Raw genomic sequence first — 25,454 nt, 5'->3', positions numbered from 1 at the left:
GCATCGTGCCCTAATATTTGACCATCCAAAAGGGCGCGCATCCCTCTCCCATTGGCGCGTTCGTGCTGCTATGCACGGTCCAGAAAAGGGTTGACCGGGGGCACGCGTGATCAATTACGCAGCGCAGATCTATGCGCTCGACGGTGACGATCTCGAACGCCTGATCGACGATTGGGTCGCGTCGATGCGGTCGCGCTATCCCGACAGCGACCGCTTCTCCGGCCCAGGTGACATGGGCCGCGACGTCGTCGGCTATCATAGCACTGCGCGGTTCGATGGCCCTTGGGATAATTATCAATGCAAGCAGCTGCGCAATTCACTAGGCGAACCTGCCATGCTGCGCGAGCTCGCCAAGATTTTCTTCCACAGCGCCGCCGGTCATTTCCCGCCACCTGATCGTTTCATCTTCGTCGCACCGCGCGGCGCGGTCCGCACAGCTCGGGCTCTCATCGCGACACCGAGCACGATAGCGCCCAGGCTGATCGAACAGTGGGACAATTGGTGCGCCGCACATCTGGTCGAGAATGAGCATCATCCCTTGTCCCCTGCAATCCGCCAGGTCATAGATGCTTTCGCCTTCGAGAAGGTCTCCCTCCTGGAGGCCGGCAAGTTGGTGCGCACTGAGGCGATGAAGCCCGCCCTCGTCAGCTGGTTCTCAGCCGACCCCGGCGACGCGCCGGTCGGCGAAGCGCCGGACCAGATGCAGGCCGAGGAGGCCGCTTATGTGGCTCAGCTCCTTGCCGCCTATAAGGAACGCGGCGCGCCTGAGTTTGCGAGCGGCGAGGAAGCCCTACTGCATGGAGAGTTCGGCGAGCATTTTCGCGTCCAGCGCGACCGGTTCTTCGATGCCGCAGCGTTTAAGCGCTATTACCGAGACAGCACCGAGCCGGCCGTGCTCGCCACCTTTGAGAAAGATATCTTTCACGGCGTCTATGACACGCATGGTCTCACCCATGCAGACACGATGGCCAAGATCGCGGCAGTGATGATCGAAGCCAAAAATGTCGAGGTGTCAGGGGTTTTGCAGCGTTACGCCCGGGTGCCAGTCAAACAGGGCGTTTGCCATCATTTTGCCAATGATGGAAAGCTCCCATGGTTGAAATGACAGCGGCACCGCTCAGCGAGGACGTACTGCTCTTCAACAGCCCGCTCGAAACCGGCCTGCGGACACTGGTCGTGCTCGACGCCTTGCATCCCCGAACTTGTTCGATGAGCGAATTGACCTGGTTCGATCATCTGGTCGTCCATACCGCCGATATCGAGGGACCGGACAGCCTCCATCCCGATCTGCCATCGCGCGGCGGCGAACTGCTGGTCCGCCGCCATCTCGTCGACCAAGGCATCCAGCTTCTCCTCCACGCCGATCTCGTCACAGTCATCGAAGGTGATGACGGTGTCCGCTTCGCTGCCGGTGACGAATCGCCCTCCTTTGTCGACCTGCTTGACGCCCCCTATGCGCGCACCTTGAAACTGCGCGCTCAATGGCTGGCAGGCCACTTCAAGGATCTGGCCGAAGATGTGATCCGGTCGATCGTCCATGATCGTCTCGGCCGCTGGACCCTTGAATTTCAGGGTGCCGAAACTTTGCACGAGCCTTCGGCATGAGCGGGCGGATAATCCTGCGCCATCTTGCCTTTGTCGGCGAAGGCCGGCCGGTGGCAATGCTCCGCTTCGAAGATGGCGTGAACGTCGTCTACGGCGCCTCCAACACCGGCAAGTCATTCACACTCGCGGCTCTGAAATATATGCTCGGCAGCTCGACCCCACCGAGCGCCAACGAGCATATGGACGGCTATGAGGCTGCGCTCCTTGGTCTTGATCTCCCCGGCTCCGGCGCGAAGACCCTGTACCGTGCAATCAAGGGCGGCGCGTTTCGGCTGTATGACGGCCTGCATAGCGAGGTCCCCGACGACGCGACCTCCCAAGTCCTGGTTGCCGAACATGTAGCGAACCGGACCGATACCCTGTCCTATCTGATCCTTGCCTATCTTGATATCGACGGTCGTAAGATCGTCCGAAATGAGAATGGCGAGCAGAATAATTTCACGCTGCGCAATTTCGATCCCTTCATTTTCGTCGATGAGAGCGCGATCATCGAGCAGCGCAGCCCCATCCTGTCCGGGCAGCGCGATAGCGCCACCTATGAGAAAAATGCCTTCCGGCTGATGCTGACCGGACGCGACGATACCGCCGTCGTCCCTGTGATCCCGTCGAAGATCCGCAAAGCCCGCCAAGCAGGTCAGAAGGAGCTGATCGAGCAGTGGATCGCCGATATCGACAAACAGATCGATGCGGTCGGCAAGGATCGCGAACAGCTGGCGGATCAGTCTAAGCAGCTGGAGGCAAGCCTGCAGACGCTCCAGAGCGACCTCGCCCTTCGCCAACAGCGCATCGACGCTGCCACCAGCGAACGCAGGCTGGCAATCGACCAGCGCGACAAGACTTCGGCGCAAGCTCGAGAGGTTGAACTCACCCTGGCGCGCTTTGCGCGGCTGATGGAAATTTACGAATCCGACGTCGAGCGGCTCAACGCGCTCGAACAAGGGGGGCATCTGCTGCTGGCCCGCCTTGACCGACCTTGCCCGCTCTGCGGCGCGGAAGCTGAGCATCATCATCATGACGGCAAGCGCGACGTCGAGCGCGCCAAAGCAACGGCCCGCGCCGAAGTTGCCCGCATCGACCGCGAACGTCAGGATTTGACCAGCACCATCAATCTGCTCGAACAAGATGGCATTCGCCACGCTGACGACCTCCAGCGTGTCGCCCGACGGATCGCCGCGGCCGACCGTTTGCTGGCAGCCCTCAGGCCTGAAGAAGCCCATTTGCGATCGGGCTATCAGGAGCGGTTGGAAAAGCGCGATGAAGTTCGCGAAAATCTGAAATTATACGAGGATCGCGATCGCCTCGCGGTCCAACTGTCCCAAATCTCGAGCGCGCCCGCGCCAGCCAAGCTCAATCTGACGGTGGGCATTGATGGGCCGACGGGCCACGAATTTTCGGTGAAGGTAGCCGAAGTCCTGAAGGCTTGGGGCTTTCCAGGTGATCCGACCGTCTCATTCGATTCGCAAAGCCAGGACATCTGGCTCAACGGCAAGGAGCGCCGCGCCAATGGCAAGGGCGTTCGAGCCGTCCTGCATTCGGCGTTCAAGGTCGCCACATTGCTCTTTTGCCAAGATCGGGGCCTCCCTCATCCCGGCATCCTGATCCTCGACACACCGCTTCTAACTTATCGCGAGCCGATCAAAGTGCCGCGCTATGGCGAATTGGCCGCTGATGAAAAGGCACTTGCCGCGACGCCCTTGCACGAGGGCTTTTATCGGCACCTCGCCAGCCTCGCTGATCAAGCACAATTCATCATTTTGGAGAATAGCGATCCGCCGACTGCGCTGGTTCCATCGATCACGACGCATCTCTTCACCGGCGATCCAAATGACGGTCGTATGGGTTTCTTCCCCCCGCCTCCGCCGCCTCCGGGCCAAGCTGTTCCCGGTGAGGAGCAGCCATAACCAGACGTCTATGGGTTCTATGGCCGAATCATCAGTAGGAGCGCCGGCTCTGGCGCCGCGAAATCGCGACTGGACGACAGAAATCTACGCAAATGCGATTGCGACATCCGTCTAGGCGAAGTCGACACCACCAGATTCCGCAGTCCGCCTCTGTCAAATAGAGCCCCCCCGTTTCGAGTCTCCATAATGCCGCAGCGGAGCCTCCATCTCACAACATTATCCGCTTGAACTGCGGATAATGTTGTGAGATGGAGGGTGGCATCAAACAGCGTGGGATCAGATCATGGGTGACTTTGAGGCCAATGTAACTCGGCACATGGATCTTCGCATGAATCAGCGTGGCATTCCTGGTGCGTTGGTCGACCTGGTCCTTTCGCACGGACACTGGGATGGGGATGCCTGCAAACTCGACCGGAAAGATCTCTGCAAGCTCAAAGCCGAAGTTGAAATGCTGCGGTCAACAGTCCTCAAGGCTCTCGACAAGGGAGGTTTGGCCGTCGTCGAAGCTGGTGGAGCATTGGTCACGGCCTATGCTCGTCCAAAATCCCGGAGCAACCGCAAGTGAGCCTTGTCGTCAAACTTGCTCATTCATTGTCGACCCAAACCGGTGTTCGCAGCATTGAATCGATGCCCATCGCTCTTGCGGCCATGATCGCAGCTGCCAAGGGGATCGAAGTTTCGAACCCCGCAGACATGCTTTCGGCGTTAGCTCAGACGCTGCAACCGACCAACGAAGCAGATGCCTTGACTCGCGTTCGCGACTGGCTTGAAGATATTAATCTTTCTACAGCGCAGTTACGCGGCGTTCAGAGCCTTCTTCCGGTTAATGTTCCGGCGGCCATCGATTGGACAGTGGAACTAGAAGCGCTGGTCGATGATGCCCGCTATCGGGAATCTTTCATTCCAATCAGCCCTCGCGTTGGCACAGCGATCGGCGTCTCACTTAACATTCCGGCAGACGAAACTGTCGCATGCCTGTTTGCTGGCAGTGCCACGATCGCCTGGGGTCTCGCCACAATCAGGCCCGTCACGCTTCATGTGACTAATTGGCAAACTGAAATTATTATGGCGATGCTTGCATATGCCGATGGTCGTCCACTGCAAGTCGACCGCAGAAATCCGATCGAAACCATCCCCTTCGACGATGGGGCATTCACTTTCGACGAAAGCCACTCCCCACGGCGCGGTGCATATGACCACCTGATAGCGGTGCCCCCACTCAGCTATCGCATGAAGGATGGCCCCGCTGCAGGCATGCTGTTCGAGGCATGGCAAGTCGAGCAATTGGCGTACCGTGCGCGGAAAAGTTTTGTGGCCGTCGTCGCGGACGGCCTGCTGTTCCGGGAGAGCCGGAACGAAGTCGCATTTCGCGAGCAGCTTTGCACACGAGGCGGTCTGACCGTCGCCAGCTTACCGCCGGGCATTTTTGGGCGCGCCAGCGGCGTGCAAGTCAACCTCCTGAAAATCGACCAGACGGACAGACACGACGCGACCTTCATTGACGGCCGGAGCATGGAACGCATCAGCCGCAGCGGCCGCGAGCAGGAAGACTTGATCGTCAAGCACCTTGAAAGCCTGCCGTCTGCGCCGTCGCGTACCATTGGGACGCAGGAACTGGCTGGCGCGAACTACACCCTCCTGCCCAACCGCTATGTCGTAAGCGACGAACTGGTCCGAATGGACGAAGCTTTGTCTGCGCGTCACACCGTCCGACTGGGCGATATCGCCAAAATTTTGCGCCCACGCGCGCCACAACCTGTTCGTGGAGATCCGTCGGAAGACGACGTGATCGGCCTGGAAATCGCCGTTTCCGACATCGTCGATGGCAAGGTCGTTGTGCCGTCCAAGGAAGCTCGCTTCCCGGCCAGTGAAAGATTGAGTGTCGGCAAGGTACGCGTTGAGATGGATGACATCCTTGTCAGCGTGAAAGGCAATGTGGGCGCCGTCGGCATTGTCGGCATGGGCGCTATCCTCGACGAACTGATGGATACCCCGCAGATTGTGGTATCCCAAAGTCTGGCGATCATCAGACTGGAGCGAGGTTCAGCCATTCGCGAACCGCGTGTTCTCGCCGGTATCCTGTCGTCACCACAGATGCGGGCAAAACTTCAGGCTTTGGCAGGCGGCACGACCGTTCCCAGTCTGCCTATCGGCGCGCTTCAGGATCTCACCCTTCCTGTGCCTGATGCGGAAGAAGCCTCTGAGATCGAAGGCCAGCTGACAGAGTTCGACACCATGCGGGAAGACATCGACGCAAGAATCGGCAACCTCCGCATCATGCAGGATGCGCTGTGGCGGAAATTCTGGAACACATCACCCGAACAGCAAGACGCATGAACAAGCAAACCAGAAACGAGAGCACAAAATTCGTGGCCAGTGATCCCAAGCTAATTGAAACCAGCCTGTTCAAGATGGCGGACCAGCTCCGTGCGAATTCCGGACTGAAGCCATCGGAATATAGTCGCCCCGTGCTCGGCCTGCTGTTTCTACGCTATGCTGAGGGACAATTCGCGAGCGTGGAGCAGACCCTGGCTCCCAAGCCCGGCTCACGGATCAAGCCCGGGCCGGACGACTACAAGGCACAAGGGGTGATCTATCTATCGCCCGAGGCGCGGTTTTCGTACCTTCTCAACCTGCCAGAGGATGCCGATGTCGGCCGCGCGCTTAACAACGCGATGAAAGATATCGAGCGCGACAATGTCGATCTGGAAGACGTTCTGCCCAAGAACTTCAATGAAATTCCCAAAGACACGCTGATCGAGCTGATCCGCCTGCTCCAACCGCTGGAGATCGACGGCGACGCCTTCGGCCATGTCTACGAATATTTCATGGGGGAATTCGCCAAGCAGGAGATGCAGAAGGGCGGCGAGTTCTACACCCCCAGCTCGATCGTCAGGCTGATCGTCGAGATCATTGAGCCCTTCCACGGCCGTATTCTCGATCCGGCCTGCGGATCGGCGGGCATGTTCGTTCATTCTGCAGACTTCGTGAAGCGCCACCAACGCGCGCCGGACAAGGAAATCAGCCTGTTTGGCATGGAAAAGACCAAGGAGACGATCCGCCTCGCCAAGATGAACCTGGCGGTCCATGGCCTTTCCGGCACCATCGCTGATACCAACAGCTATTATGACGATGCGCCCGAAGCCTTCAAAGGCGTGCCGCTGGTCGATGGGTTCGACTTCGTCATGGCCAACCCGCCGTTCAACGTGTCGGGCGTGGACAAGGCCAAGCTGAAGACGGTGACAGCGAGCGGGACTGAGGTAGTGAAGCCGCGCTTCCCCTTTGGCCTGCCCAGCACCGACAATGGCAATTACATCTGGATCAGCCAGTTCCATTCGGCCCTGAACGAGAATGGCCGCGCCGGCTTCGTCATGGCTAACAGCGCAGCGGACGCGCGCGGCAGCGAGGCGGAAATCCGGCGCAAGCTGATCGAAAGCGGCGTGGTGGACGTAATCGTCTCGGTCGGTCCGAATTTCTTCCTTACGGTGACCTTGCCCTGCACGCTGTGGTTCTTCGACCGCGCCAAGCCGCACACCAACCGGACGAACGAAGTGCTGTTCATTGATGCACGCCACATCTTCAACCAAGTTGACCGCGCCCACCGTGATTTCCGCGACGATCAGATCGAGTTCCTCGCCAACATCGTCCGCCTGTGGCGAGGCAATGAGCCAGAATTGGCCTTCGGGTCCGAGGCGCTGCTGCGTGAGCGGCTGGGCGGGCTTGATGCCTATCGCGACGTCCCCGGTTTATGTCGTGCGGCCTCGCGCAAGGAGATCGAAGCGCAGGGCTGGTCGCTGAATCCCGGCCGCTATGTCGGCGTCGCCGAGGGCGAGGCAGACGACGAGGACTTCCTGGAAAAGCTGGAAGCCTTGCAGGAGGAACTGGAACGGTTGAACGTGGAGGCGGTGGAGTTTCAGGGGCGGATTGCGCTGAATGTGGCGGAGTTGCTGGCGTGAGTTGGTCAGATGCGGCCTTTGCCGATGTCTTCCGCTTCCGAAATGGCAAAGCCATCAAGCCTAAATCAGATGGCGACTTTCCAGCGTACGGTTCGAACGGGCTGATCGGCCAATCGCCGGATTGGATGTATGAGAATGCCATCATTCTGGGGCGCGTTGGTGCCTACTGCGGCTCTGTAGAACTGTGCCACGATCGGTTTTGGGCATCGGATAACACGATTGTTGTCGAACCGCAGCCCGACCGAATGGATGTCGTATTTTCATACTATTACCTCAAGCATGCGAATCTGAATCGACACGCTGGCGGCGCGGCACAACCGCTGCTGACGCAAGGGACGCTCAAGGGCTTGATAGGAAGTTTTCCTAGTCGAGCCATGCAACGCCGCATCGCCGAAATCCTGTCGGCCTATGACGACCTGATCGAAAACAACACGCGGCGCATCGCCATCCTCGAAGACATGGCCCGCCGCCTGTTCGAGGAATGGTTTGGTCGGGACGCCGATGCTGGAGAGCCTGAACCTGTTCGCATTGATGCATTGATCGATTTTGATCCAAAGACCAAGGTAGCCAAGGAGGGACGCAAGCTCTTCCTTCCTATGCCATGCGTCCCCACCAATTCGATGGCCGTATCCAATTGGGAAGAACGTGACGGCAATGCAGGATCGAAGTTCTTGAATGGCGACACACTCTTGGCCAGAATTACGCCGTGTCTTGAAAACGGAAAGACGGCATTCGTTGATTTCCTTCCGGACGGCGCTGCGGGGTTCGGTTCAACGGAGTTCATTGTCATGCGCGGACGCGTGGTGCCGCCAGAATTTGTTTATTGTCTCGCGCGCTCGAACGCCTTCCGGGAGCACGCGATTAAAAGCATGAGTGGGGCAACGGGGCGGCAACGCGTGAGTAGTGCAGCGGTCGCGCAGTTCGAGATTGCATCACCACAGCTCGAACAACTCGAGAGGTTCGGCCGAGCTGCAAAGCCGATGTTTTCAATGACCAGGTCGTTGGCGGACGCCAACATCAACCTTCGCACAACCCGCGACCTTCTCCTGCCCAAGCTGATCTCCGGCGAAATCGAGGTCCGCGCTGCCGAGAAAGAGTTGGAGGCCGCTGCCGCATGACACCGCCCGCCGCCCCGGACGATCTCGAGCGCTATCCGACTCGCGAGGAATCGCTCGGCCGGGTACTGTCTGCATTCAGCGAGGGCCAGATGGTCGAAGGTCCAGCCGTCGCCCGGTTGGTCGAACTGGGCTGGCGGCACGAAAATCTCTACACCGAAAACCCGCTGACGCTCGCGCCCGATCCGCGCACCGGGCGCCCCAGCTTTCGTCAGGCGATGCTCCCCAGCCCGCTTCGTGCCGCCATCGAACGGCTGAACCCAGACCTTGACGCTGATGCCATCAGCGCGGTCGTCGATGAACTGATGCGCAGCCGCGCGGACATGAACCCCGTCGCCGCCAACCGGGAAGTCATGGGCCTGCTGCGCGATGGCGTAGAAGTGCGCACTACGCTGCCCGACGGAAGCAGCGAAACGCGCATCGCCCGTGTGATCGACTGGCGCAATCCCATGGCCAACGACCTGTTGATTGCCCAGCAGTTCTGGATCGCAAGCGAAATTCACAAGCGCCGCGCTGACCTGATCGGCTTCGTCAACGGCGTGCCGTTGCTGTTCATCGAGCTGAAGGCCAGCCACCGCAGCGCGCAGGCCGCCTATGACCAGAACCTGCGCGATTATCGCGATGCCGTGCCACATGTCTTCTGGGGCAATGGCATCGTCCTGCTTTCCAACGGCGACGATGCCCGCATCGGCGCGCCGTTTGCCGGCTGGGGCCATTTCAAGGAATGGAAACGGATCGATGACGAGGGCGCGAAAGGCGTCGTCAGCCTTGATACCGCGCTGACGGCTGCCTGCTCGCCGGAACGGCTGCTCGATATTGTCGAGAATTTCGTGGTGTTCGAGGAAACCCGGGACGGCCTGATCAAGAAGATCGCGCAGAATCACCAGTATCTCGGCGTGAACAAGGCGGTGGCCGAGATCGGCAAGGCTGGCGGCAAGCTGGGCGTATTCTGGCACACGCAGGGATCGGGCAAGTCGCTTTCCATGCTGGCCTTCACGCAGAAGGTGCTGCGTACGAGACCAGGCGGCTGGACCTTCCTGATCGTCACCGACCGGCAGGAGCTGGACGAGCAGATTGCCGAATTCTTCCAGGCCTGCGGGGCCTTCTCGCTCCCGCTGCCGCAGGTGCAGGCGCAAAGCCGCGCGCACCTGCGCGAACTGCTATCCGGCAACGCCCGTTTCGTCTTCACCCTGATCCACAAGTTCGGGACCGAGATGGGTGAGACCTATCCAGAGCTGTCGCAGCGCGACGATATCATCGTCGTGACGGATGAGGCCCACCGCAGCCAGTATGACGTGCTGGCGTCGAACATGCGTCGCGCGCTGCCCAATGCCTCCTTCATCGGCTTCACCGGCACGCCGCTGATGGCGGGCGAAGAAAAAACCCGCGAGGTGTTCGGGGATTACATCTCGGTCTACAATTTCAGGCAGTCGGTCGAGGATGGAGCGACGGTTCCACTCTATTACGAGAACCGCATCCCCGAACTGCAACTGACATCAGGGGACCTGGACGAGGCCGTCGATGCGATTATCGCCGAGGCAGACCTTGACGATGATGACAACCGCGCACTCGAACGCAAGCTGGCCCGGCAATACAGCCTTATCAAGCGCGAGGACCGGCTGGACCGGATTGCCGACGACGTCGTCCGCCATTTCATGGGTCGTGGCTATCGCGGCAAGGCGATGTTCATCGCCATCGACAAGGAAACAGCTGTGCGGATGCATGGCAAAGTCCGCGCCGCTTGGGATGCTGCTTTGACTGAAAAGGGCCTGGCCCTCCAGTCGCTGTCCGGCGAAGCCCGCGAGGCCGCCCAGACGGAACTCAAATGGCTGCACGAAACGGACATGGCCGTTGTGGTCAGCCAAGGGCAGAACGAAATCGCTGACATGGCGGCTAAAGGCCTCGACATCCGTCCGCACCGCGAACGGATTGTGAAGGAAGACTTGGACGAGAAGTTCAAAGCCCCGGCAGACCCGCTGCGGCTGGTCTTCGTCTGCGCGATGTGGATCACCGGCTTCGACGTGCCGACCTGCTCGACTGTCTATCTCGACAAGCCGATGAAGAACCACACGCTGATGCAGACGATCGCCCGCGCCAACCGCACTGCGCCGGGCAAGTCGGCAGGGCTTATCGTGGACTATGTAGGTGTGTTCCGGAACCTGCAGAAGGCACTGGCAATCTATGCCCAGCCTTCAGCGGACGGCTCCGAACCGATTGAAGACAAGGCGGCGCTTGTTGAAAGGCTTAAAACGGCGGTGGACGAGGCAATGGATTTCTGCCGTCGTCGTTCGGTCGACCCGACCCGTATCGTAAGCGCCAAAGGATTTGACCGGATTGCCCGGCTTGCCGAAGCGGTCGAAGCCGTCATGGGCACGGACCAGGAGCAGCAGGCATTCTTGCGTTATGCGGGTAATGTGTGGACGCTGTTTAAGGCCGTTCTCCCCGATCCAGCAGCCGATCAGTGGCGCGTTGAAGCCGCCGTACTTCATGTCATGGCCGAAAAAGTCCGCGGCCTGCGGGAGGATCATAATAGGAAGGCTCGGATTCAGCGTGTCGCCGATGAAATCGAAGCTCTGCTGGATGGGGCCATTCTTGGCGTCGATATCACGGCACCGGTTCGCTCTGGCGACGACATGGAAGGCCTGTTCAACCTATCGAAAATTGATTTTGATAAGCTGCGCGAGCGTTTCGCGCAGGGGCAAAAGCGGACGCAAACGCAGAAACTGCGCACCGCCATCGAGCGTAAGCTGGAGGAACTCGCCGCGCAGAACCCGACGCGATCATCACTGGTCGAACGGTTTCAGGAGATGATCGCCGAGTACAACGCTGGCAGTCTGAATGTGGAGCGCCTGTTCGAGGCGCTGATGGACTTCATCCGCGACCTTGATGATGAGGAAAGCCGGGCGATCCGGGAAGGGCTGTCAGAAGAGGAACTGGCTATCGTGGACATTCTCACCAAGCCGGAGCCCGAGTTGACCGCCGACGAACTTACCTTGGTCAAGCATGTCGCCAAGGCCATGCTGGAAACCCTTAGGCGCGAGAAGCTGGTGCTCGATTGGCGTCTGAAAGAACGGGCCAAGGCAGCGGTGCGGAGCGCGATCCAGCAATCGTTGGACGCTCTTCCTCCCGCATACGATGACGTGATCTGGCAAGGCAAAGTGGCCCAGACATATGAATGGATCTACGACAATTATGCAGGCGACGCATCACTGAATTGAAGCCCGTCGGCCAATCATTTTGGCCAATTGTGAGTCATGCCGATCTATCCCGTTCAGGAGAAAACTACCGGCTGACAAGCCTTACAGGCTTACCGTGATCGCACCATCGTCCTGCATATATGCGGCGAGATTAGCGATGCACACGTTGACGGCGGATTCATAGCAGCCGGTGCCATCGATGTTGGTCACGACCTGCTTTGAGAAGGTACCATCCGCTATTTTGCGGCAAAGGGGAGAATGCGAGAGCCTGGTGCGGGAAAGTACGGTCTTCATACTGCCCTATCGCAACGCCGTTCACCAATTATCCATAAGACCGCAACATCTGCCTGTCGCTGAGCAAAGCTCTACGACAAAAAAGATTAATAATTTAGTCGTCCTCATCCTCATCTTCGTCCGGCACGATCTCCACCTGATGATTTTCGTCAGGGAAGTGTACGATGAATCCTCGGGTATGTCCGCGTTGCGTGCAGACGATGGTGCAGGAGCCTTCCTCCTCGCCACTGGTAAGGTCATAGACCATGCCCATCACGCGATGGATATCCGTGCCGCGGGGGACTCCTTTATAAGAATCGAAAATAACCAGCGGCGCTCCATAAAGCCGTTCGCCTGAATAACGGCCTCCGAAATCGGCCTCATCGAGGGCTATGCAATAGTCTTCGTCCAACATTCCGATAGGTGCCTTCATCGTCATTTGCATTTCTCCTTCCTTCTAAAAATCAATCTGGGCGGCTTGCGTGTCAGGCCTCGAACTCCTGATCGACCTGACTGCACTCGCGCAGCCGCGCCGCCTGGCGCTTAAGCGATTTGCGGAGCGCGGCCAGTTCGTGAGTGGAAATCGGGAGGGTCGCCTCGATGTCCTTGCCGCGCATGCCCTGGTCGATGGCGTCGATCAGCGCCGCCATCTGCTCGGAATGGCCGGCGAGTTCCTCGATCAGCCCGGCGAACACGGCCCGCTGCCGCTCGATCTCCAGCACCTCGTCCGCCGGCGGCGAGGTCATGCTGGTGAGTCCCACGGCCGCCAGCAGTTCCGGGATGGGCATATGGATGAAGGTGCCATCATCCTGCGCGACGGCCCGCGCCCGGTTGATACCGGACGCCAGGCTGCGCAGGATGCCGTTCAGAAACTGTTCGATATCGACATTGGCCGGGCAGTTGCGTGAGGTGAGCGCCCGCTTCACGGCTTCGTTGAGCAGATCGCCGCGATCGGACTGGCTCATCTTCGCGAAATGATCGGCCGCCTGCGACACCGGGGCGCCGACCTTGAAATTGACATCCTGCATGCGCTTCTGGACGTCCTGCCTGCTCAGGACCGCAACAGTCTTCTTGGCAGCTGACATTATGTCTTACCTCCTCATGCGCTGAACCTGTTTCTTTCGGACAGCGCGTCCGAATTTTTGCAGGTCAGCGCATGAGTATGTAGAAACACATCCCATCGGCACCGTCCCCCTCGCGAGCGACCATGCCAATGGGTCTTTAACATCGCCTTATTCCGTCAGATTTGCGGCCAGCGGTCATTGACGGTGAACCCCGCCCGCGCGAAATCGCGCGCGCTGATACAGCGCCTGCGCCAGGCGAACTGCAGCTGCATCTGCTGCGCCCAGCTGGCGATCCAGGAAAAATGCCGCTGGCCATGGCGCTTTTCATGGCGCCAGTGCCGCGCGGTCACGATCATGTGCAGATGCGGGGCGATGATCCAGCCATCCTCGCCGCCTTCCACGGCATGCACCGCCCAGGCGACCGCGGCGCCGTTGTCGGTGAGCTGCGTCTGGATGAAGCCCTGAACAAGCCAGACCCAGTTTTCCGGCGGTATATGCAGCGGGATTTCGGCCATGACGTGCCACGCGGACATAGCCGTGGGATCATTCGTCGCCACCGCAGCCGCGTCCGCCTCGCGCCATATGCGGTACGGGTCAGCCCCTGCCCAGATCGGCGCGTTGGCGGGCAGCATCAGGCCGCCGCCTTTCAGCTCATAGCGACGCTCGGCGAAGCGCTGCGGCATCGGCCCGAAGCGATCGGTCGGCTCGCTGTCCCGAAGGATATAGGCGACATTAGCGACAGCTGATTTATACGCAGGCATACGACCGACATACATCCACTCTTCGCTGATCGGCCTGACTTTGAAATCCGGCCACTCCATGCGCGATACGGAACGGGGACGGACGACGAGTTCGCGGCGAGCCTGGCGGAGCTGATCCTTGGTGATGAGCATTTCTATTCTCCTGAAAACGCCAACGCCGCCCATGAGGGGCGGCGTTGGGGAGCGTCGCTGTGACGCGGGGGGTGATGGGCGTGGAGGTCAGTTGACGACGCGCAGCCTCTCGACGGCCACGGCCTCGCTCAGCGGTCGACCGGCGGGCACGAAGCTGTTGCCGTCAAGCTCGAAGACTTCCATCTGGGCAGCCTTGATCCGCCAGCGGCTCCATGCGACCTGTTCGCCACGCGCGATGCGATGGCGCGGCGGCAGCGAAGTAGAGACGAGCTGATTGCGGTCATCGAAGAACCAGCGCTTGTTCTTGTGCAGCAGCGCCACATTTGCTGTCTCGCTCGCCGCGTACAAGCCGCAGTCCGGAAGCCATTGGATGCAAAGCGGTCCATGAACCGCCAGCGATACGGAACTCGGCTCCGGCGCGTAGATGGACTTGAAGCTCACGTTGAGCATGTCCTTCTGCATCTCGGCTGCGATTTGTGCCATGTGCAGGGCGCCCGCCAGGTCGCGCTCGCCGCTGGCGCAGAAGGCGGTCGAGTGACGCGTAGGCGCATGCAGCGGATAGCCCATGAGTTTTCGCAGCGCGAGAACCCATTGCTGGCCCCGTGCGAGATAAGGGTCTGTCATTATTAAACTCCATTATTTGGTATGACGGCCTGTCGGCCGGGGATTTCTATTTTCCGCTCTTTCACGGTTCCCAATTTTGACTGCTGTGGTTCAGGCTGCGCCGGGCGCGTTCTTCACGGAGCGGACGCGATGGCGGCGATGCATCCAGGCGCGTGTCGCGTCCTCCGCGTCCATGCCTGCGGCTTGCGCCTGCCGCAGGAACAGGAGCCAGGTGCCCACAGCTTCCGTCGCCAGATCATGCCGAACAGCATCCAGGCGCCCGGTCGACCAGGCGCCCATCAGCACCTCCGGCTCCATGCTGGGGGCCGCGATGGCGGCATCCTGAGCGACCTCCGAAAAAGCAGGCGCCGCAGCGCCGCCGCTGTCGATCGACAGGTCAACGACATTGTTGCGGAGCGCTCGCGCGAGACGAACCATGAAATGGTGCGCAATGGCTGGATCAGCATCGGCTGCAGCGTTGATGAGAGCAGGCACCTGATACGGATCGATGTGCCATCCGATGAGCGTGTCTGCGATGGGCAAGCGGTCAGCGAGCCAGAGCAGGAGATTCTGCTCCTTCTCCCCGGCTGCGATGGTCGCGGCCTCGCTGCTGAAGCGCCACTGATCACCATCGCGCGTTGCGATCAACAGTCCTGCGCCGACGAGATGCGTGCTGCCCGCGATATCGCGGTTTGCTGCGGGCGGTATCGCGATGGTCGCGATGGCGAGGGAAACGAAGGTAACGGAGTTTGTCATGGGCATGTCCTGATGTGCAGGCGCGCGCCATCGTCTCCGGCAGCAGCCAGAGCGATGGGCGCGCGAACATGGATTTGGGATAGATGGAGAAGAAGCGGCGGACCTAGCGCGCGGAGAATGCGGTCTCGTCGCGCTGATGCTTCAGCCTGATTTCGGCATCGGCCAGAGCCGCTTCCGCCCGGAGAGCAGGTGCACGGGATCGTGCCCATAACGCCGGCCGACATGTTGCGAAGGGCAGCAGGTGACTGAGCCTCGGCTCACTTTCCAACCACAGGCCCATATCCGCAAGCGGCAAGGCCAGCAGCTTCTCCTCACCAGCGCGCCATGCTGCAGCGTGCAAATGCAGGATGTAGGTGGCGATCACATCTTCCTGCACATAGGCTTTGACAGCAGCCGCATTGCCTTCGCGCCAGAGCGCCCCGACATCCCCGCCGGAAGTCGACGTTTTGGCCGGGATGGACAGCGCGCTGCATAGCTCGGCCAGCGATGTGCCCCGCCCGCCGCCGCCGAAGACATCCATCAAATCCAGGTGGGCGACATCGAAGCGGCCAGCATCCGCTTGCCGCGCGATATTGCGCAGGTCGAACAGACCGTGACGCTGGGCCTGCAGGCGGAGGACCGGGTTGTCGAAATTTCGGCCATTCAGCGACACACCCATGCAGCCCGCTGGCAGCAGGCTGTCCACTTTGCGATAGAATTCCTCTTCCCGCCCTTCTCCACACAAAAGCGTATTGAACTGGAAGCTGTACCTATCTGGTGACCACCTCGCCGTCAGGAAAGCAGGCGCAACGGGCCGATGGCGGGGCCAGGGCGGGAAGCTGCCGTCTTCCATCTCCTGATCGACCACGGTTTCGAGATCATAAACGACCACATTCTCATACGGATATTGAAGCGGCTGACGCTGCCATTGACGCATAGCGTTTCTCCATGAAGACGCGCCGCCGGGCGGCGGTCGCGGACCGGAGCCGCCGGGCGGCATCACTGCCATTTTTCCCCAACATCTTCCGATCATGACAACCGTCACGGACGGGACATTTCACAGACACCGCTTCCGCCGGAGCGATGCGGCAGCTCGCGCGGTCCGCCAGACCATCGCGGCTTTTCCAAAGCGGCTGCATGGAAAAGCCATTTGCGGGAAAGCCATCATGAACCCACGACATTCAGCGCAAACGCTGTTTCGCCGCGTGCCGATGCACGCTCATACCAAGGAGACGACCGATGAACTTCGACCCGACCGACTTCAGCGCAAACGACCTGGAAGAATTATGGGAGCGCGACCCCGCCGCACGTGGACCGGTCATGCTCACGCTGGGCAAGGACATGGACGAGCTGCCACTCTGCGGTTTCTGCCCGAACGCGCGCTGGTATGTGCGCGACGACAATCTGCGCGCCTTCTGCAAGGAGTTCCGCGAGGCCGTCTTTCCCAGCAGGGGCACCGGCGTGACGATCTGTGACGCCTATGCGATCGTCAGCGGGCGGATCAGCGATCCCGCCCCTGAGGCATGATCGGCGGGCGTTGCGGCCGGTCGACATCGACTTGTCTTTCTGCTGGCCGATCATCATCCTGTAGATCGCGCCGGGTCCAATGCGGGTCATCGTCCCGTGCCGCCATTCGGTCAGCCTGTCTGGCAGCGCGCAGCCACGAGGCCAGCGCGTGAGGACGAGACGGCTGGCTCTGCTGGTCCACCGCAGGGCGATCTTCCGGCAGTGGAAGCGACGTAGACGAAGCGGCCACCGCCCTTGCTATCCGCGCAAGCTGTTCCGCTTCGGCAGCGCGCTCCGCAGCAATCCTCTCCAGCTGTGCCTGGGCTTCGTCCGCCGCGATATCCTCCTCCGACAGGCCATGGCGCTCGATAAGCTCTGGAGCGACGCGGCGCTTGCCTGCCTGTCTCTCGATGGCCCGGCGCTCCGCCACGATCTGCGCGATGAGGCGCTGAAGCGCCAGCCGACGACGTTCATCGTCATGCGCCTTCGCAGCGGCAATCTGCCGTGCCCTCTCGATGGGCGCACGCTCGTCTTCGCGCCGCGCATGATCCTCCAGCGCGCCATTGATATAGGTGATGGAAAGGCCGAGTGCCTGGATATCGGCAAAGGGCGACGGCATTTGAAGGGGGAGGACAGCCCTTATCTGCTCCGCTCTGATTGCCATCGGCAACTCCGGGGCAGGCTGCGGCATGTGCGGGACGCTTCGCACAGCCGACAGGCCGTCCAGGAGAATGGGCGGGATAGACGCGGGAACAGGTGCACGCGGCGGCGACGCCGTGCCAGGATCCGGTTCACGATGCGTAGCGCGCACAGGATATGTCGGCATCTGGGCAACGATCTCTGGCACTGAGGGCCGGACAACCGAACTAGCCATGGCAGGCAATGGCGCCATTGGCCCCACCTGTCGCATGGCAAATCGCAAATTTGCGATTTTGAGCGGCGGCATGTTGGCTACGACAGGTGGCTGCTCCGGAATGATGGTCAGAGCGGCGGGCTCGACGTCCGCAGGCATTTGCTTCACTGGTTCCATCGCCGGGCCGACAGGACCGGCCATGACGGAGACCTCGCTGCGCAGGGGCAACGCGATGGCCGGTGCAATGATCGCTTGGAGCACATGCGGCGTCGGCGCGATAACCGGCATGTCGATAGGGACGAGAGAAGCCATGATCCGCTGGGGCACTGGCGGCAGGATCGCTGGCATTCGCATCCAGCGCCTGGCCTTAGCGCGCGCGGTCTCCTGCTCCTTCGCCAGCACCTGGTCGATATGCCGCAATTCCTCGTCGAGGGCGGCGGTCTGGGAGCGCATCACCCGCTCGAAATTCTCTTCGTTCTTCGCAACATGGTGGCCGTTACGCGCCATGTTGGTCAGGGCGCCGCCGAGATGCACCTGCGGTTCGTGCACCAGCCCGCGTGCGGCATTGCTCCTGGCGGTATAGGTCTGATTTATCCCGCTTTCGTAAGAGCTGATCGTCATCACCGACGCGTACATCTCGCGCATCAACCGCATGGCCTGCGGATTATCGAGATCAGTGCGCAACATCTCACCCACTTCCCATTCATGGTCGCTGACCCGCGCCAGCGGACGGAAGCTGAACAGGATATGGAGGTGCCAGTTACGCGGATCGCCATCCGGCGGCGGCGCGTGGAGCGTGACAACATAAGGCAGACCGAAGCGGCCAAGCGCCTTCTCGGCCCAGATCACGCCGGTCCGCATCATCTCATCCGGCGCCTGGCGATAGTCGGCCGCCATGATCGCGTGCATCAGCAGCTTCGCATTCTTCTGCGCCGCCCCGTTGATTTGCTCAAGATGGTCGAACGCGCAATGCGCCTCATCGACGTCCCGTCCGACATTGGACAGGAAATAAGGTCGCCCGGCAGCATCGAGCTCGGCGCCATGAAAGACATATTTGACGACACGGGAGGATACCCCCGGCCTCGCATTCTTGCGCGAATAATAGAAGATCCGCACGAACACGCCGCGCTCGCCCTTCCGGTCGAGGATCGGACTGGGATAGTGCGGCAGGGCGCTGCGAGCATAGGGCCAGGTCCGCTTGCGCTTCTGCGGCGGCCGATGCGCGATCTTCTCCGGTCGCACACGGGTCTTGATGAGCCGCCCCCATCTGCGGCGCTCCTGTTCTGCCTCCAGAAACTCGATCTGCAGGCTGCGAACCATGAGAATATAGTCACGCCGCTGGTCGCGCCGCAGCTTCTCCTCCGCCCGCCGTTGCAATCGCTGGGACGCAGCACCCAGCTTCTTCGCGACGAAGGGATTGGCGGTGTCTGCGGTCAGGGTCGACAGACGGCCGAAGTCGTCGCCAATCAGCGCGGGGACATAGACATGCAGCTTCCTGTCCTCGGATTGGGGGGCGGCCTGAACCGTTTTGCGGGAGGGGGAGGTGTTCGCCATCGGTGAAACATTTCTTGCGCCAATCTTCAGCCCCCCAATATTACCCCCTCTCCTGCAACCATCATTCCCCGACTTACTCAGGGAATGATGGGTTCTGCGAATCACCGATGATGTCGCCTGTCGAACAAGCAGGAGCATCACACATGAAATCGCAAATTTACGATCCCGCCGATGGCCAGCCGGACATCGACCACCGCCTCGATGAGGCGGACGCCCGTATCGCCGCATTGGCCGCGAAGCGCGCCGCCATCGCGGAGCGGCGGCGGCACCTTATCGAGCCCGCCATCAAGACGGTGGTCGCCAATCCGACCGACATCCATCACAAGATCACGCTGGGCGCGGTCATGGTGAACATCGGCATGCGGGCCTATGACGCCGACGCGCTGGCGGGCCTGCTCGCCAGCACCGGCTATCATATGCTGGCGCTTGCCGAGGAGCTGGTCGACCCCGACCCCAGCGCCAGCCTCGGCACGCTCCTGACGCGTCTGCTCGACGCGCAGGAGCGTGAACTGGCCGCGCGCGGCCTCTTCGAGACATGGCAGCGGCGCCTCGCCATCTATGCAGAGGACCGTGAGGAATGGCTAGCGCGCGACGAGGAGTTCCGCCTCGAAGGGGCCTGGCGCCAGGAGCCCATGACCGCAGGCCAGCGCTGGCTGGTCCGCGTCACCTGCCGCGTCCGCCATCTCGACCTGCCCGGCCATCTCCTGCGCGGCGAAGCGGCGGACTGGCTCGAAGACCATGGCGCCAATCTCAATTACAGGGAGTTCGTGGCATGAGCGCGTTCGCATGGATCGACCGTCACGGTGTCCAGCACATCATCAGCCATTATCAACCAATGCTCGACGAGATCGCTGTCGTCGAAGCTGAGGTGGACGCGCTGTTGCTCGATCTGGAGAGTGCCGATCGCGATGCGCGGGATCGTGCGCGCATGCAGATCGAACGCCGCCACCATCGCCTCGTCCAGTTGCAGGCGGACATCCTGCGCTGGAACGCGCATGCGGACACACAAACGCAAGAGGCCGCAGCCGACATGCTCCGTCAGATCGATCAGCTCGGCATCGCGCTCCAGGACGTGCGCCTGCTGGTGAACCTCTATGACGAGCATGCGCAGCTCATGCGCGATACCCATAGCGCGCCCGATCAGCGTGCAGAGGCATTGTCCGGGCCCGCCACGCCGCGGCAGTTGTTCGCCATCTCTCTGGTGCGGTCGGCAGACAAGCCGACCGCACCGACCCGCGCTGACGCCTGGGCCTGGCTGAACCGCCAGCCGCGCTATCAGCGCAGCCTTGCCAGCGATGACGGCTGGTTCAGCTGGACCGATCCCGATGGCCATGTCCATAGGCTGGTCGATCCGCTCACTATCGAACGCAAGGTGATCACCCTCCTCTACAAGCTGGAGGGCCTGCGCGGTGATCTCGGCGTGAAAGATGCGCCGGAGACGCTGTTCGCCACCGTCGAGCGCGGGGTCGCTTTGATGGATATGGTTAATTCCCTAAAACAGGATCTGGAGAGGTTCGATTGCGAAGCGGAAGCCCGTGATCTGGAACAGTGCAAGGCGTATGCCGCCAATTGGCGGTCGAGGAGGAAAACGACATGACCGCCCATTACAGTCCCCGATATGGCGAGCGCCTGTCCCGACAGAAAGAGACCGCGCTCCTTCACGCCTTCGACGGCCTTCTGGTGGTGGGCGATGCTGTAGTGAGCACGTTCGAGGCCAGGGGCCGCACAGACCAGCTTGAAGCCTTGGGACTTCATTCGGCAGTGACGCCGCCAGAACGGGAACGGCGCAGGCTCACCCGTGCCTCCGGCCGGGATCGCTTGTGCTGGCCAGGCCTGCGCGACGATCTGCACCGCGACCATAAGGTGGTGACGGATTTGCTCGGCGCCCTTCGCGCCGCACCCGATGCTGTGCCGACACCTGATCCGGTGATCGTAAAGAGACTGTGGCTGATGAAGGGATTTGCGCAGGAGGACAATATCATCACCCTTCATGGGGTGCCTGTCCCTGCAGGCGAAGAACAGCTGCGCTATTTCATCGTGCTGCGGTACAGGCCGCTCTTCAGCCCGCTTGCTGATCCCATCCGCATCTATCGCGGCGATGCCGACTATGATCGCGCCAATACCACGGATGCCGTGCAGGCGAGGATCATCCTGGTCAGCACACGCAGTTATCTGGATAGCTTGATATGGCTGCAACGCGACTTCTTCGATCTCTTCGCCGCCATCTGGCTTCGCCAGATCGACAGGGCGGATATGTTCATCAGGCAGATCCCCCACAAAGATCTGCCACCCTGCTATGCGCGCAGTCGCATCAAGAACAGGGCGATCTGCCTGCGCATCTCCTGCGGCGTCATGAACGAGTATGAGCGGGGCTTCGATCTGCTGTTCGGCCTGCGCGATGAGATCGGCGTCTCGCGGCAATCGGTTCGCGACACCCTGACGAGCTGTTCGTCCATGACCGCTGTGCATAACGGCACGGATCCCACTCACAGATATATCGCTGGCGCCGCGGGCCATATTCGCGTCCTGCATCCGACGATGAACCGGGTATCGCCGACGCTTCATGTGGATACTGTGTTTGCACAGATGAAGAGCGGCTTCGACCATAGCGCGCTTCATGCCGGCCGCTTTCGCCGCATACGGTCAGCGACCAGCGATATACCTGCTCGCCTTTTCTGCGGTGTCGAGCCAGCGATGCTGCTCGCCGTCATGCTGATCCAGATGGTCGAAACCATGGTCGCCCATGAAGGCCGTTTCTGGACGCGCGAGGTCCAGAAGAACATCGACAGGGAATATCGCGATCCTGACCGCCGGTCCCGCGACGTGATGAGCCTGGCGACAATCATGACGGGGGCCATCTGTCTGCCGAGCGCGCGGGCCCTTATGCACCATGGCGCCAACGACGGATCATTAAGCGATGACGAGTGGGTGCTCGCCATGGCGCGGCAGCTGTTACCAGCACAGGAGCCGGATCGTAACGACGACAGCGACCCAGACGATATCAGCTGGCGCATGGAAACGGGCGCCAGTGCCGTGAAGGAGGTGGAAGAGACCGACGAGGATTTTGGCGACCGCTTCAAGAACATCTACGCCGAGGCGCGCAAGCGTGCGCGGCACTGCACCTCCCGTCCGGGCCGACCCGGCTGGACGCAGGGCTTTCACTTCGACGCCTGGTGGCAGCCCGATGCGGAGATCGGCTTTTTGCGCCAGGCCTGCCGCTTCATCGGCTATGACGCCAAACTCGCCGCGAAGGCACGGCGCTGGAATCGCGCCGTAAGTCACGTGCCCCATGGAAGCGGCAGGCCCATGACATCGCCGGATTGTTATACCGGCCTCCCGACGCAGCAGCCCGTTGAGCGCGTGCAGGATTTCTTCCGGCCTTATTTCGATCTGCTTCAGGTGCCCGACCTCGTGCGCGATGCGGATTTGAGGGCGTCAGCTCTCTATCACGAGGCTCTCATCCATGAGATTGCCCGGCTGCTGCCTGCCCTTAGCCCGATCACCGACGATCCCTATCGCTACGAGATGCTATGGCTGGAGGAAGATATGAAGGTGTTGGAAAAGAAAAATCCGGACGAACATCGCAATGCATTGCAGGCGCAGGCCCTCGCCGTGGAAGGGGCCTGGAACAGCTGATATCCAGGCCTGCGGCCGATTAGTCAGGGAGTCATTTTCCGCGAATCGATGACAATTGGTTTCCCACGAGCTCGGATGCAATGGTGCTCCGGCTCGCGGGAAACAGGCAAATGGCCGCGAAGACCAATGAAGAGAACACCCTGTTCGAGCAGGGCAATGACGACAGTACAGCGCATCATGACAGTACGCTCCCTGCCGCGCAAGACGGCGGTGAGGATGAGGATGCCCTATCCGCAGAGGACGAAGCCTTTGCCCAGGACCTCGCCCGTCACTCGGCCGAGGAGGCCGACGAAGAGGCGGACGATGGAAGCCACGAGGCTGACGGCGATAACTACACCGAGGAGTTCAAGGCCGCCCATGCGGTGCCCGGTGAGATTGCCCTCTCCATCGGCGACATCGAAGAGTGGCAATATCATCTACGCCGCCACTCTCCGACGCGCGCCGAGCATGCCTCCGCGCTGGCGCTGACGGCAGCGTTCCCGAAGCGCTTCCGGCCGATCGAGGTCGTGGAGAAGGACGGCCGCTACCATCTCAAGAACGGGCGCTACATCCTTGAGGCGATCAAGGCGGCACACCCGGGAAATGAGAAGATCATGGTTCGCGCCATCGTCTTCCCGGGCACCGAGGAGGAAGCGGTAGCCGCCATGTGCGACGATGTGCTGGGCTCTTCTGTCGCCACGAAGATGGAGATGGCCCACGGCTTGCTCAGCCTCCAGCGCGCGTGCGGGATCAGCCAGATCGCGCTGGCAGAGCGCTATGCCGGACTCAATGAGCACAAGGTCAGCCGCATGCTCATCGCGGCGCGGCTTCAGGAAGATTTCCCCTTTGTCTTCGATATCCTCGAAGCACCGCACAAGGCTCCGATCAGCTTTGGCGTGACGGTGAGCAACGCGCTCAAGTCCATGTCGGAGGCCGACAGGCAGGAGATTCGTGACATCGCACGAGAGGCCGTGGAGGGTGGCATGTGCCTGAGGCCCAATGACGCCATTGAGTTTCTCGGACTCTTGCCGACTGCCGAAACGCCCGTAGGCGGCCCGACGGCTAAGCCGATAATTCCCGTCGAGAGCGACGAAATTCTCGGCCATGACGACCAACCGGTCGGTGCACGGGAGAGGTTGGCCGACAATGTCGAGCGTCTTCGCTTACCCGATGTGGCAGGCATGACACTGATGGAGCGCGAGGCGGCCGCCGAGGCCTTCATCGCCGAGATCCGCCGCCACTTCGGCCTGGCCTGAGGAAAGGAGGCAGGCGGAGGGAACGGCTGTGGCCCGGCATCCTCAGAAGGACTGCTCCGGGGCGGGGCGCAAGGCTGCCGCGCGTGGGAAAACCGCGCGCGGCGGCATGCGTCCCATTCCGGTCTACAGCCAGTTCCCTTCCGACTTGCCTATTGCCCGCGAAGAGATTCAAACCGTTCTGGTAGCGCTCGGTCCTGACCTCGCTGCCTTGTTTTTGGAGGATGGATGATGAAGCGTGGCCGTGGATCCAGGGGCAGCACCAGCTTGCGCGCCTATGTCTATCTGCGGCTCAGCGTCGACAAGGAGGATGGAAAGCCGCAAAGCATAGAGGCACAGCGCCATGCCATTGAGGCCTATGCTCTGAAGAACGGCATCGAGATCGTCGAGGAATTCGTCGACAGCGGCATGAGCGGCCAGTCCGACAAGCGCCCGGCCTTCAACCGGATGATCGCCCAGGCAACCGACGGCACCAATCCTGTCGGCATCGTGCTACTCTACCGTCTTTCGCGCATGGCGCGTAATATGCGCATCTTCTTCAATGCGCTGGATGGTCTTGCCGACGAGGGTGTCGAAGTCGTCTCCATCACCGAGAATTTTGGCCAAGGACGCGTCAAACGCCTCGGACAGACCTTCACGGCTTTCGTCGCCGAACAGGGTGCTGTCGAGGCATCCATCTTCACCGCCAAGAGCCGACGGGAGAATGCGCGCCAGGGCTTCTACAATGGCGGTCCGGTGCCCTTTGGTTATGAGACTTATGTCGCGAACAAGGACGGTGAGAAGGAGCGGATGAAGCTCCGCGTGGTCCCCGCAGAGGCCGCGGTGGTCGACCAGATTTTTGACTGGGCAGACATGGGGCGTGGCGGACGCTGGATCGTCAATACGCTCAATGCGCGCGGCACGACGCTGCGCGGAGCCAAGTTCTCCAACGGGAATCTCGCCGGAATCCTGAGCCGCATCACCTATACCGGGGTCTATTATGACAAGACCATGGACGATGATGGCAATGTGCCTGATCCCGAAGACTGGATCGCAGTACCATGCCCGGCCATTATCGATCAGGCCCGGTTCGACCGTGTCAACGCGCTGCGGGCGTCGCGCAATCCGCGCCGCAACCCTCCCCATATCGTCGCCGGCACCACGATGCTGACCGGCATCGCGAAGTGCGGGACGGCGGGTTGCGCTTGCGCCATGACGATCCGCACCGGAAAGGGTGGGCGATACAGCTATTATGTCTGCGCCAACCGCGTGAATAAGGGACAGGCTTGCCCCACCCCGAGCATGCGGCGGGAGATGCTGGACGACCTCGTGCTGGACACTGTCGAAAAGCA

At 61.0% G+C, this 25,454-nt stretch carries 21 protein-coding genes and 1 pseudogene; 14 read left to right on the top strand and 8 right to left on the bottom strand.

Annotated features, from left to right (window positions below; translation table 11 throughout):
• Positions 1-106: 106 nt before the first annotated feature.
• The 8 genes from LWE61_RS08125 to LWE61_RS08090 all read left to right on the top strand — a co-directional run bounded on the left by LWE61_RS08125 (position 107) and on the right by LWE61_RS08090 (position 11,795).
• Positions 107-1,105, top strand: a complete 999-nt coding sequence (locus LWE61_RS08125; protein ID WP_234149558.1) for an ABC-three component system protein — start codon at positions 107-109, stop codon at positions 1,103-1,105.
• The gene (locus LWE61_RS08120; protein WP_234149557.1) at positions 1,093-1,605 is read left to right on the top strand and encodes an ABC-three component system middle component 2; all 513 of its coding nucleotides are present in this window, start codon (positions 1,093-1,095) and stop codon (positions 1,603-1,605) included. The genes LWE61_RS08125 and LWE61_RS08120 overlap by 13 nt, the downstream gene beginning before the upstream one ends.
• Positions 1,602-3,506, top strand: coding sequence for an AAA family ATPase (locus LWE61_RS08115; protein WP_234149556.1), 1,905 nt, complete (start codon positions 1,602-1,604; stop codon positions 3,504-3,506). The genes LWE61_RS08120 and LWE61_RS08115 overlap by 4 nt, the downstream gene beginning before the upstream one ends.
• A gap of 283 nt (positions 3,507-3,789) precedes the next feature.
• Positions 3,790-4,071, top strand: coding sequence for a hypothetical protein (locus LWE61_RS08110; protein ID WP_234149555.1), 282 nt, complete (start codon positions 3,790-3,792; stop codon positions 4,069-4,071).
• Positions 4,068-5,843 carry a restriction endonuclease subunit S gene (locus LWE61_RS08105; protein ID WP_234149554.1) on the top strand — a complete coding sequence of 592 codons (1,776 nt, stop codon included), beginning with the start codon at positions 4,068-4,070 and terminating at the stop codon, positions 5,841-5,843. The genes LWE61_RS08110 and LWE61_RS08105 overlap by 4 nt, the downstream gene beginning before the upstream one ends.
• A complete protein-coding gene (locus LWE61_RS08100) occupies positions 5,798-7,462 on the top strand; it encodes a type I restriction-modification system subunit M (RefSeq protein ID WP_234149553.1) in 1,665 nt (554 codons plus the stop codon). The genes LWE61_RS08105 and LWE61_RS08100 overlap by 46 nt, the downstream gene beginning before the upstream one ends.
• A complete protein-coding gene (locus LWE61_RS08095; RefSeq protein WP_234149552.1) occupies positions 7,459-8,580 on the top strand; it encodes a restriction endonuclease subunit S in 1,122 nt (373 codons plus the stop codon). Before LWE61_RS08100 ends, LWE61_RS08095 begins: the two co-directional genes overlap by 4 nt.
• The gene (locus tag LWE61_RS08090) at positions 8,577-11,795 is read left to right on the top strand and encodes a type I restriction endonuclease subunit R (RefSeq protein WP_234149551.1); all 3,219 of its coding nucleotides are present in this window, start codon (positions 8,577-8,579) and stop codon (positions 11,793-11,795) included. Before LWE61_RS08095 ends, LWE61_RS08090 begins: the two co-directional genes overlap by 4 nt.
• A gap of 81 nt (positions 11,796-11,876) precedes the next feature.
• Here the strand turns inward: LWE61_RS08090 and LWE61_RS08085 are convergent, their stop codons facing one another.
• The 7 genes from LWE61_RS08085 to LWE61_RS08055 all read right to left on the bottom strand — a co-directional run bounded on the left by LWE61_RS08085 (position 11,877) and on the right by LWE61_RS08055 (position 16,279).
• Positions 11,877-12,068, bottom strand: coding sequence for a DNA-binding protein (locus LWE61_RS08085; protein ID WP_234149550.1), 192 nt, complete (start codon positions 12,066-12,068; stop codon positions 11,877-11,879).
• A gap of 94 nt (positions 12,069-12,162) precedes the next feature.
• Positions 12,163-12,486 (bottom strand): hypothetical protein, encoded by a 324-nt coding sequence (locus tag LWE61_RS08080; protein WP_234149549.1) that lies wholly within the window; start codon positions 12,484-12,486, stop codon positions 12,163-12,165.
• 46 nt (positions 12,487-12,532) lie between these two features.
• A complete protein-coding gene (locus LWE61_RS08075; RefSeq protein ID WP_234149548.1) occupies positions 12,533-13,132 on the bottom strand; it encodes a hypothetical protein in 600 nt (199 codons plus the stop codon).
• A 155-nt stretch (positions 13,133-13,287) separates the two neighbouring features.
• Positions 13,288-14,004 carry a MobA/MobL family protein gene (locus LWE61_RS08070; RefSeq protein WP_234149547.1) on the bottom strand — a complete coding sequence of 239 codons (717 nt, stop codon included), beginning with the start codon at positions 14,002-14,004 and terminating at the stop codon, positions 13,288-13,290.
• 87 nt (positions 14,005-14,091) lie between these two features.
• Positions 14,092-14,628, bottom strand: coding sequence for a hypothetical protein (locus tag LWE61_RS08065; RefSeq protein ID WP_234149546.1), 537 nt, complete (start codon positions 14,626-14,628; stop codon positions 14,092-14,094).
• A 90-nt stretch (positions 14,629-14,718) separates the two neighbouring features.
• Complete coding sequence (locus LWE61_RS08060; protein ID WP_234149545.1) at positions 14,719-15,363, bottom strand: hypothetical protein; 645 nt, start codon at positions 15,361-15,363, stop codon at positions 14,719-14,721.
• Positions 15,364-15,466: 103 nt separating this feature from the next.
• Positions 15,467-16,279: a 3'-5' exonuclease family protein gene (locus LWE61_RS08055; RefSeq protein WP_234149544.1), complete on the bottom strand. Its 813-nt coding sequence runs from the start codon at positions 16,277-16,279 to the stop codon at positions 15,467-15,469.
• A gap of 302 nt (positions 16,280-16,581) precedes the next feature.
• Here LWE61_RS08055 and LWE61_RS08050 point away from each other — a divergent pair, with 302 nt between their 5' ends.
• Positions 16,582-16,869, top strand: a complete 288-nt coding sequence (locus tag LWE61_RS08050) for a hypothetical protein (RefSeq protein ID WP_234149543.1) — start codon at positions 16,582-16,584, stop codon at positions 16,867-16,869.
• On the opposite strand, the gene LWE61_RS08045 is transcribed toward LWE61_RS08050, so the two are convergent.
• On the bottom strand, positions 16,844-19,255 hold the full coding sequence (locus LWE61_RS08045; protein ID WP_234149542.1) for a hypothetical protein: 2,412 nt from the start codon (positions 19,253-19,255) through the stop codon (positions 16,844-16,846). The genes LWE61_RS08050 and LWE61_RS08045 overlap by 26 nt on opposite strands.
• 143 nt (positions 19,256-19,398) lie before the next feature.
• Between LWE61_RS08045 and LWE61_RS08040 the strand changes: the two genes are divergently transcribed.
• From LWE61_RS08040 to LWE61_RS20925, 5 genes and pseudogenes are all read left to right on the top strand, one after another.
• Positions 19,399-20,031 (top strand): hypothetical protein, encoded by a 633-nt coding sequence (locus tag LWE61_RS08040; RefSeq protein WP_234149541.1) that lies wholly within the window; start codon positions 19,399-19,401, stop codon positions 20,029-20,031.
• A gap of 59 nt (positions 20,032-20,090) precedes the next feature.
• Entirely contained in the window at positions 20,091-20,852 is a 762-nt protein-coding gene (locus LWE61_RS08035; RefSeq protein ID WP_234149540.1) for a hypothetical protein, read from the top strand.
• A complete protein-coding gene (locus tag LWE61_RS08030) occupies positions 20,849-22,891 on the top strand; it encodes a hypothetical protein (RefSeq protein WP_234149539.1) in 2,043 nt (680 codons plus the stop codon). The genes LWE61_RS08035 and LWE61_RS08030 overlap by 4 nt, the downstream gene beginning before the upstream one ends.
• A gap of 110 nt (positions 22,892-23,001) precedes the next feature.
• Positions 23,002-24,126, top strand: coding sequence for a hypothetical protein (locus LWE61_RS08025; RefSeq protein ID WP_234149538.1), 1,125 nt, complete (start codon positions 23,002-23,004; stop codon positions 24,124-24,126).
• A gap of 225 nt (positions 24,127-24,351) precedes the next feature.
• Positions 24,352-25,386 (top strand): annotated as a pseudogene (locus LWE61_RS20925) (recombinase family protein); the annotation flags it as partial.
• Between the last annotated feature and the right edge of the window lie 68 nt (positions 25,387-25,454).

The sequence above is a fragment of the Sphingobium sufflavum genome (assembly GCF_021403115.1).
Classification (GTDB): domain Bacteria; phylum Pseudomonadota; class Alphaproteobacteria; order Sphingomonadales; family Sphingomonadaceae; genus Sphingobium; species Sphingobium sufflavum.
The sequence above is the reverse complement of the archived record's forward strand: the minus strand, read 5'-3'. Positions and strand labels throughout refer to the sequence as shown.

Bases quoted from the DNA above. Each gene is read 5' to 3' on its own strand.
- LWE61_RS08120 (WP_234149557.1), top strand. From the start codon at position 1,093: ATGGTTGAAATGACAGCGGCACCGCTCAGCGAGGACGTACTGCTCTTC.
- LWE61_RS08115 (WP_234149556.1), top strand. From the start codon at position 1,602: ATGAGCGGGCGGATAATCCTGCGCCATCTTGCCTTTGTCGGCGAAGGC.
- LWE61_RS08110 (WP_234149555.1), top strand. From the start codon at position 3,790: ATGGGTGACTTTGAGGCCAATGTAACTCGGCACATGGATCTTCGCATG.
- LWE61_RS08090 (WP_234149551.1), top strand. From the start codon at position 8,577: ATGACACCGCCCGCCGCCCCGGACGATCTCGAGCGCTATCCGACTCGC.
- LWE61_RS08085 (WP_234149550.1), bottom strand. From the start codon at position 12,068: ATGAAGACCGTACTTTCCCGCACCAGGCTCTCGCATTCTCCCCTTTGC.
- LWE61_RS08080 (WP_234149549.1), bottom strand. From the start codon at position 12,486: ATGACGATGAAGGCACCTATCGGAATGTTGGACGAAGACTATTGCATA.
- LWE61_RS08075 (WP_234149548.1), bottom strand. From the start codon at position 13,132: ATGTCAGCTGCCAAGAAGACTGTTGCGGTCCTGAGCAGGCAGGACGTC.
- LWE61_RS08070 (WP_234149547.1), bottom strand. From the start codon at position 14,004: ATGCTCATCACCAAGGATCAGCTCCGCCAGGCTCGCCGCGAACTCGTC.
- LWE61_RS08065 (WP_234149546.1), bottom strand. From the start codon at position 14,628: ATGACAGACCCTTATCTCGCACGGGGCCAGCAATGGGTTCTCGCGCTG.
- LWE61_RS08060 (WP_234149545.1), bottom strand. From the start codon at position 15,363: ATGACAAACTCCGTTACCTTCGTTTCCCTCGCCATCGCGACCATCGCG.
- LWE61_RS08055 (WP_234149544.1), bottom strand. From the start codon at position 16,279: ATGCGTCAATGGCAGCGTCAGCCGCTTCAATATCCGTATGAGAATGTG.
- LWE61_RS08050 (WP_234149543.1), top strand. From the start codon at position 16,582: ATGAACTTCGACCCGACCGACTTCAGCGCAAACGACCTGGAAGAATTA.
- LWE61_RS08045 (WP_234149542.1), bottom strand. From the start codon at position 19,255: ATGGCGAACACCTCCCCCTCCCGCAAAACGGTTCAGGCCGCCCCCCAA.
- LWE61_RS08040 (WP_234149541.1), top strand. From the start codon at position 19,399: ATGAAATCGCAAATTTACGATCCCGCCGATGGCCAGCCGGACATCGAC.
- LWE61_RS08035 (WP_234149540.1), top strand. From the start codon at position 20,091: ATGCTCGACGAGATCGCTGTCGTCGAAGCTGAGGTGGACGCGCTGTTG.
- LWE61_RS08030 (WP_234149539.1), top strand. From the start codon at position 20,849: ATGACCGCCCATTACAGTCCCCGATATGGCGAGCGCCTGTCCCGACAG.
- LWE61_RS08025 (WP_234149538.1), top strand. From the start codon at position 23,002: ATGGCCGCGAAGACCAATGAAGAGAACACCCTGTTCGAGCAGGGCAAT.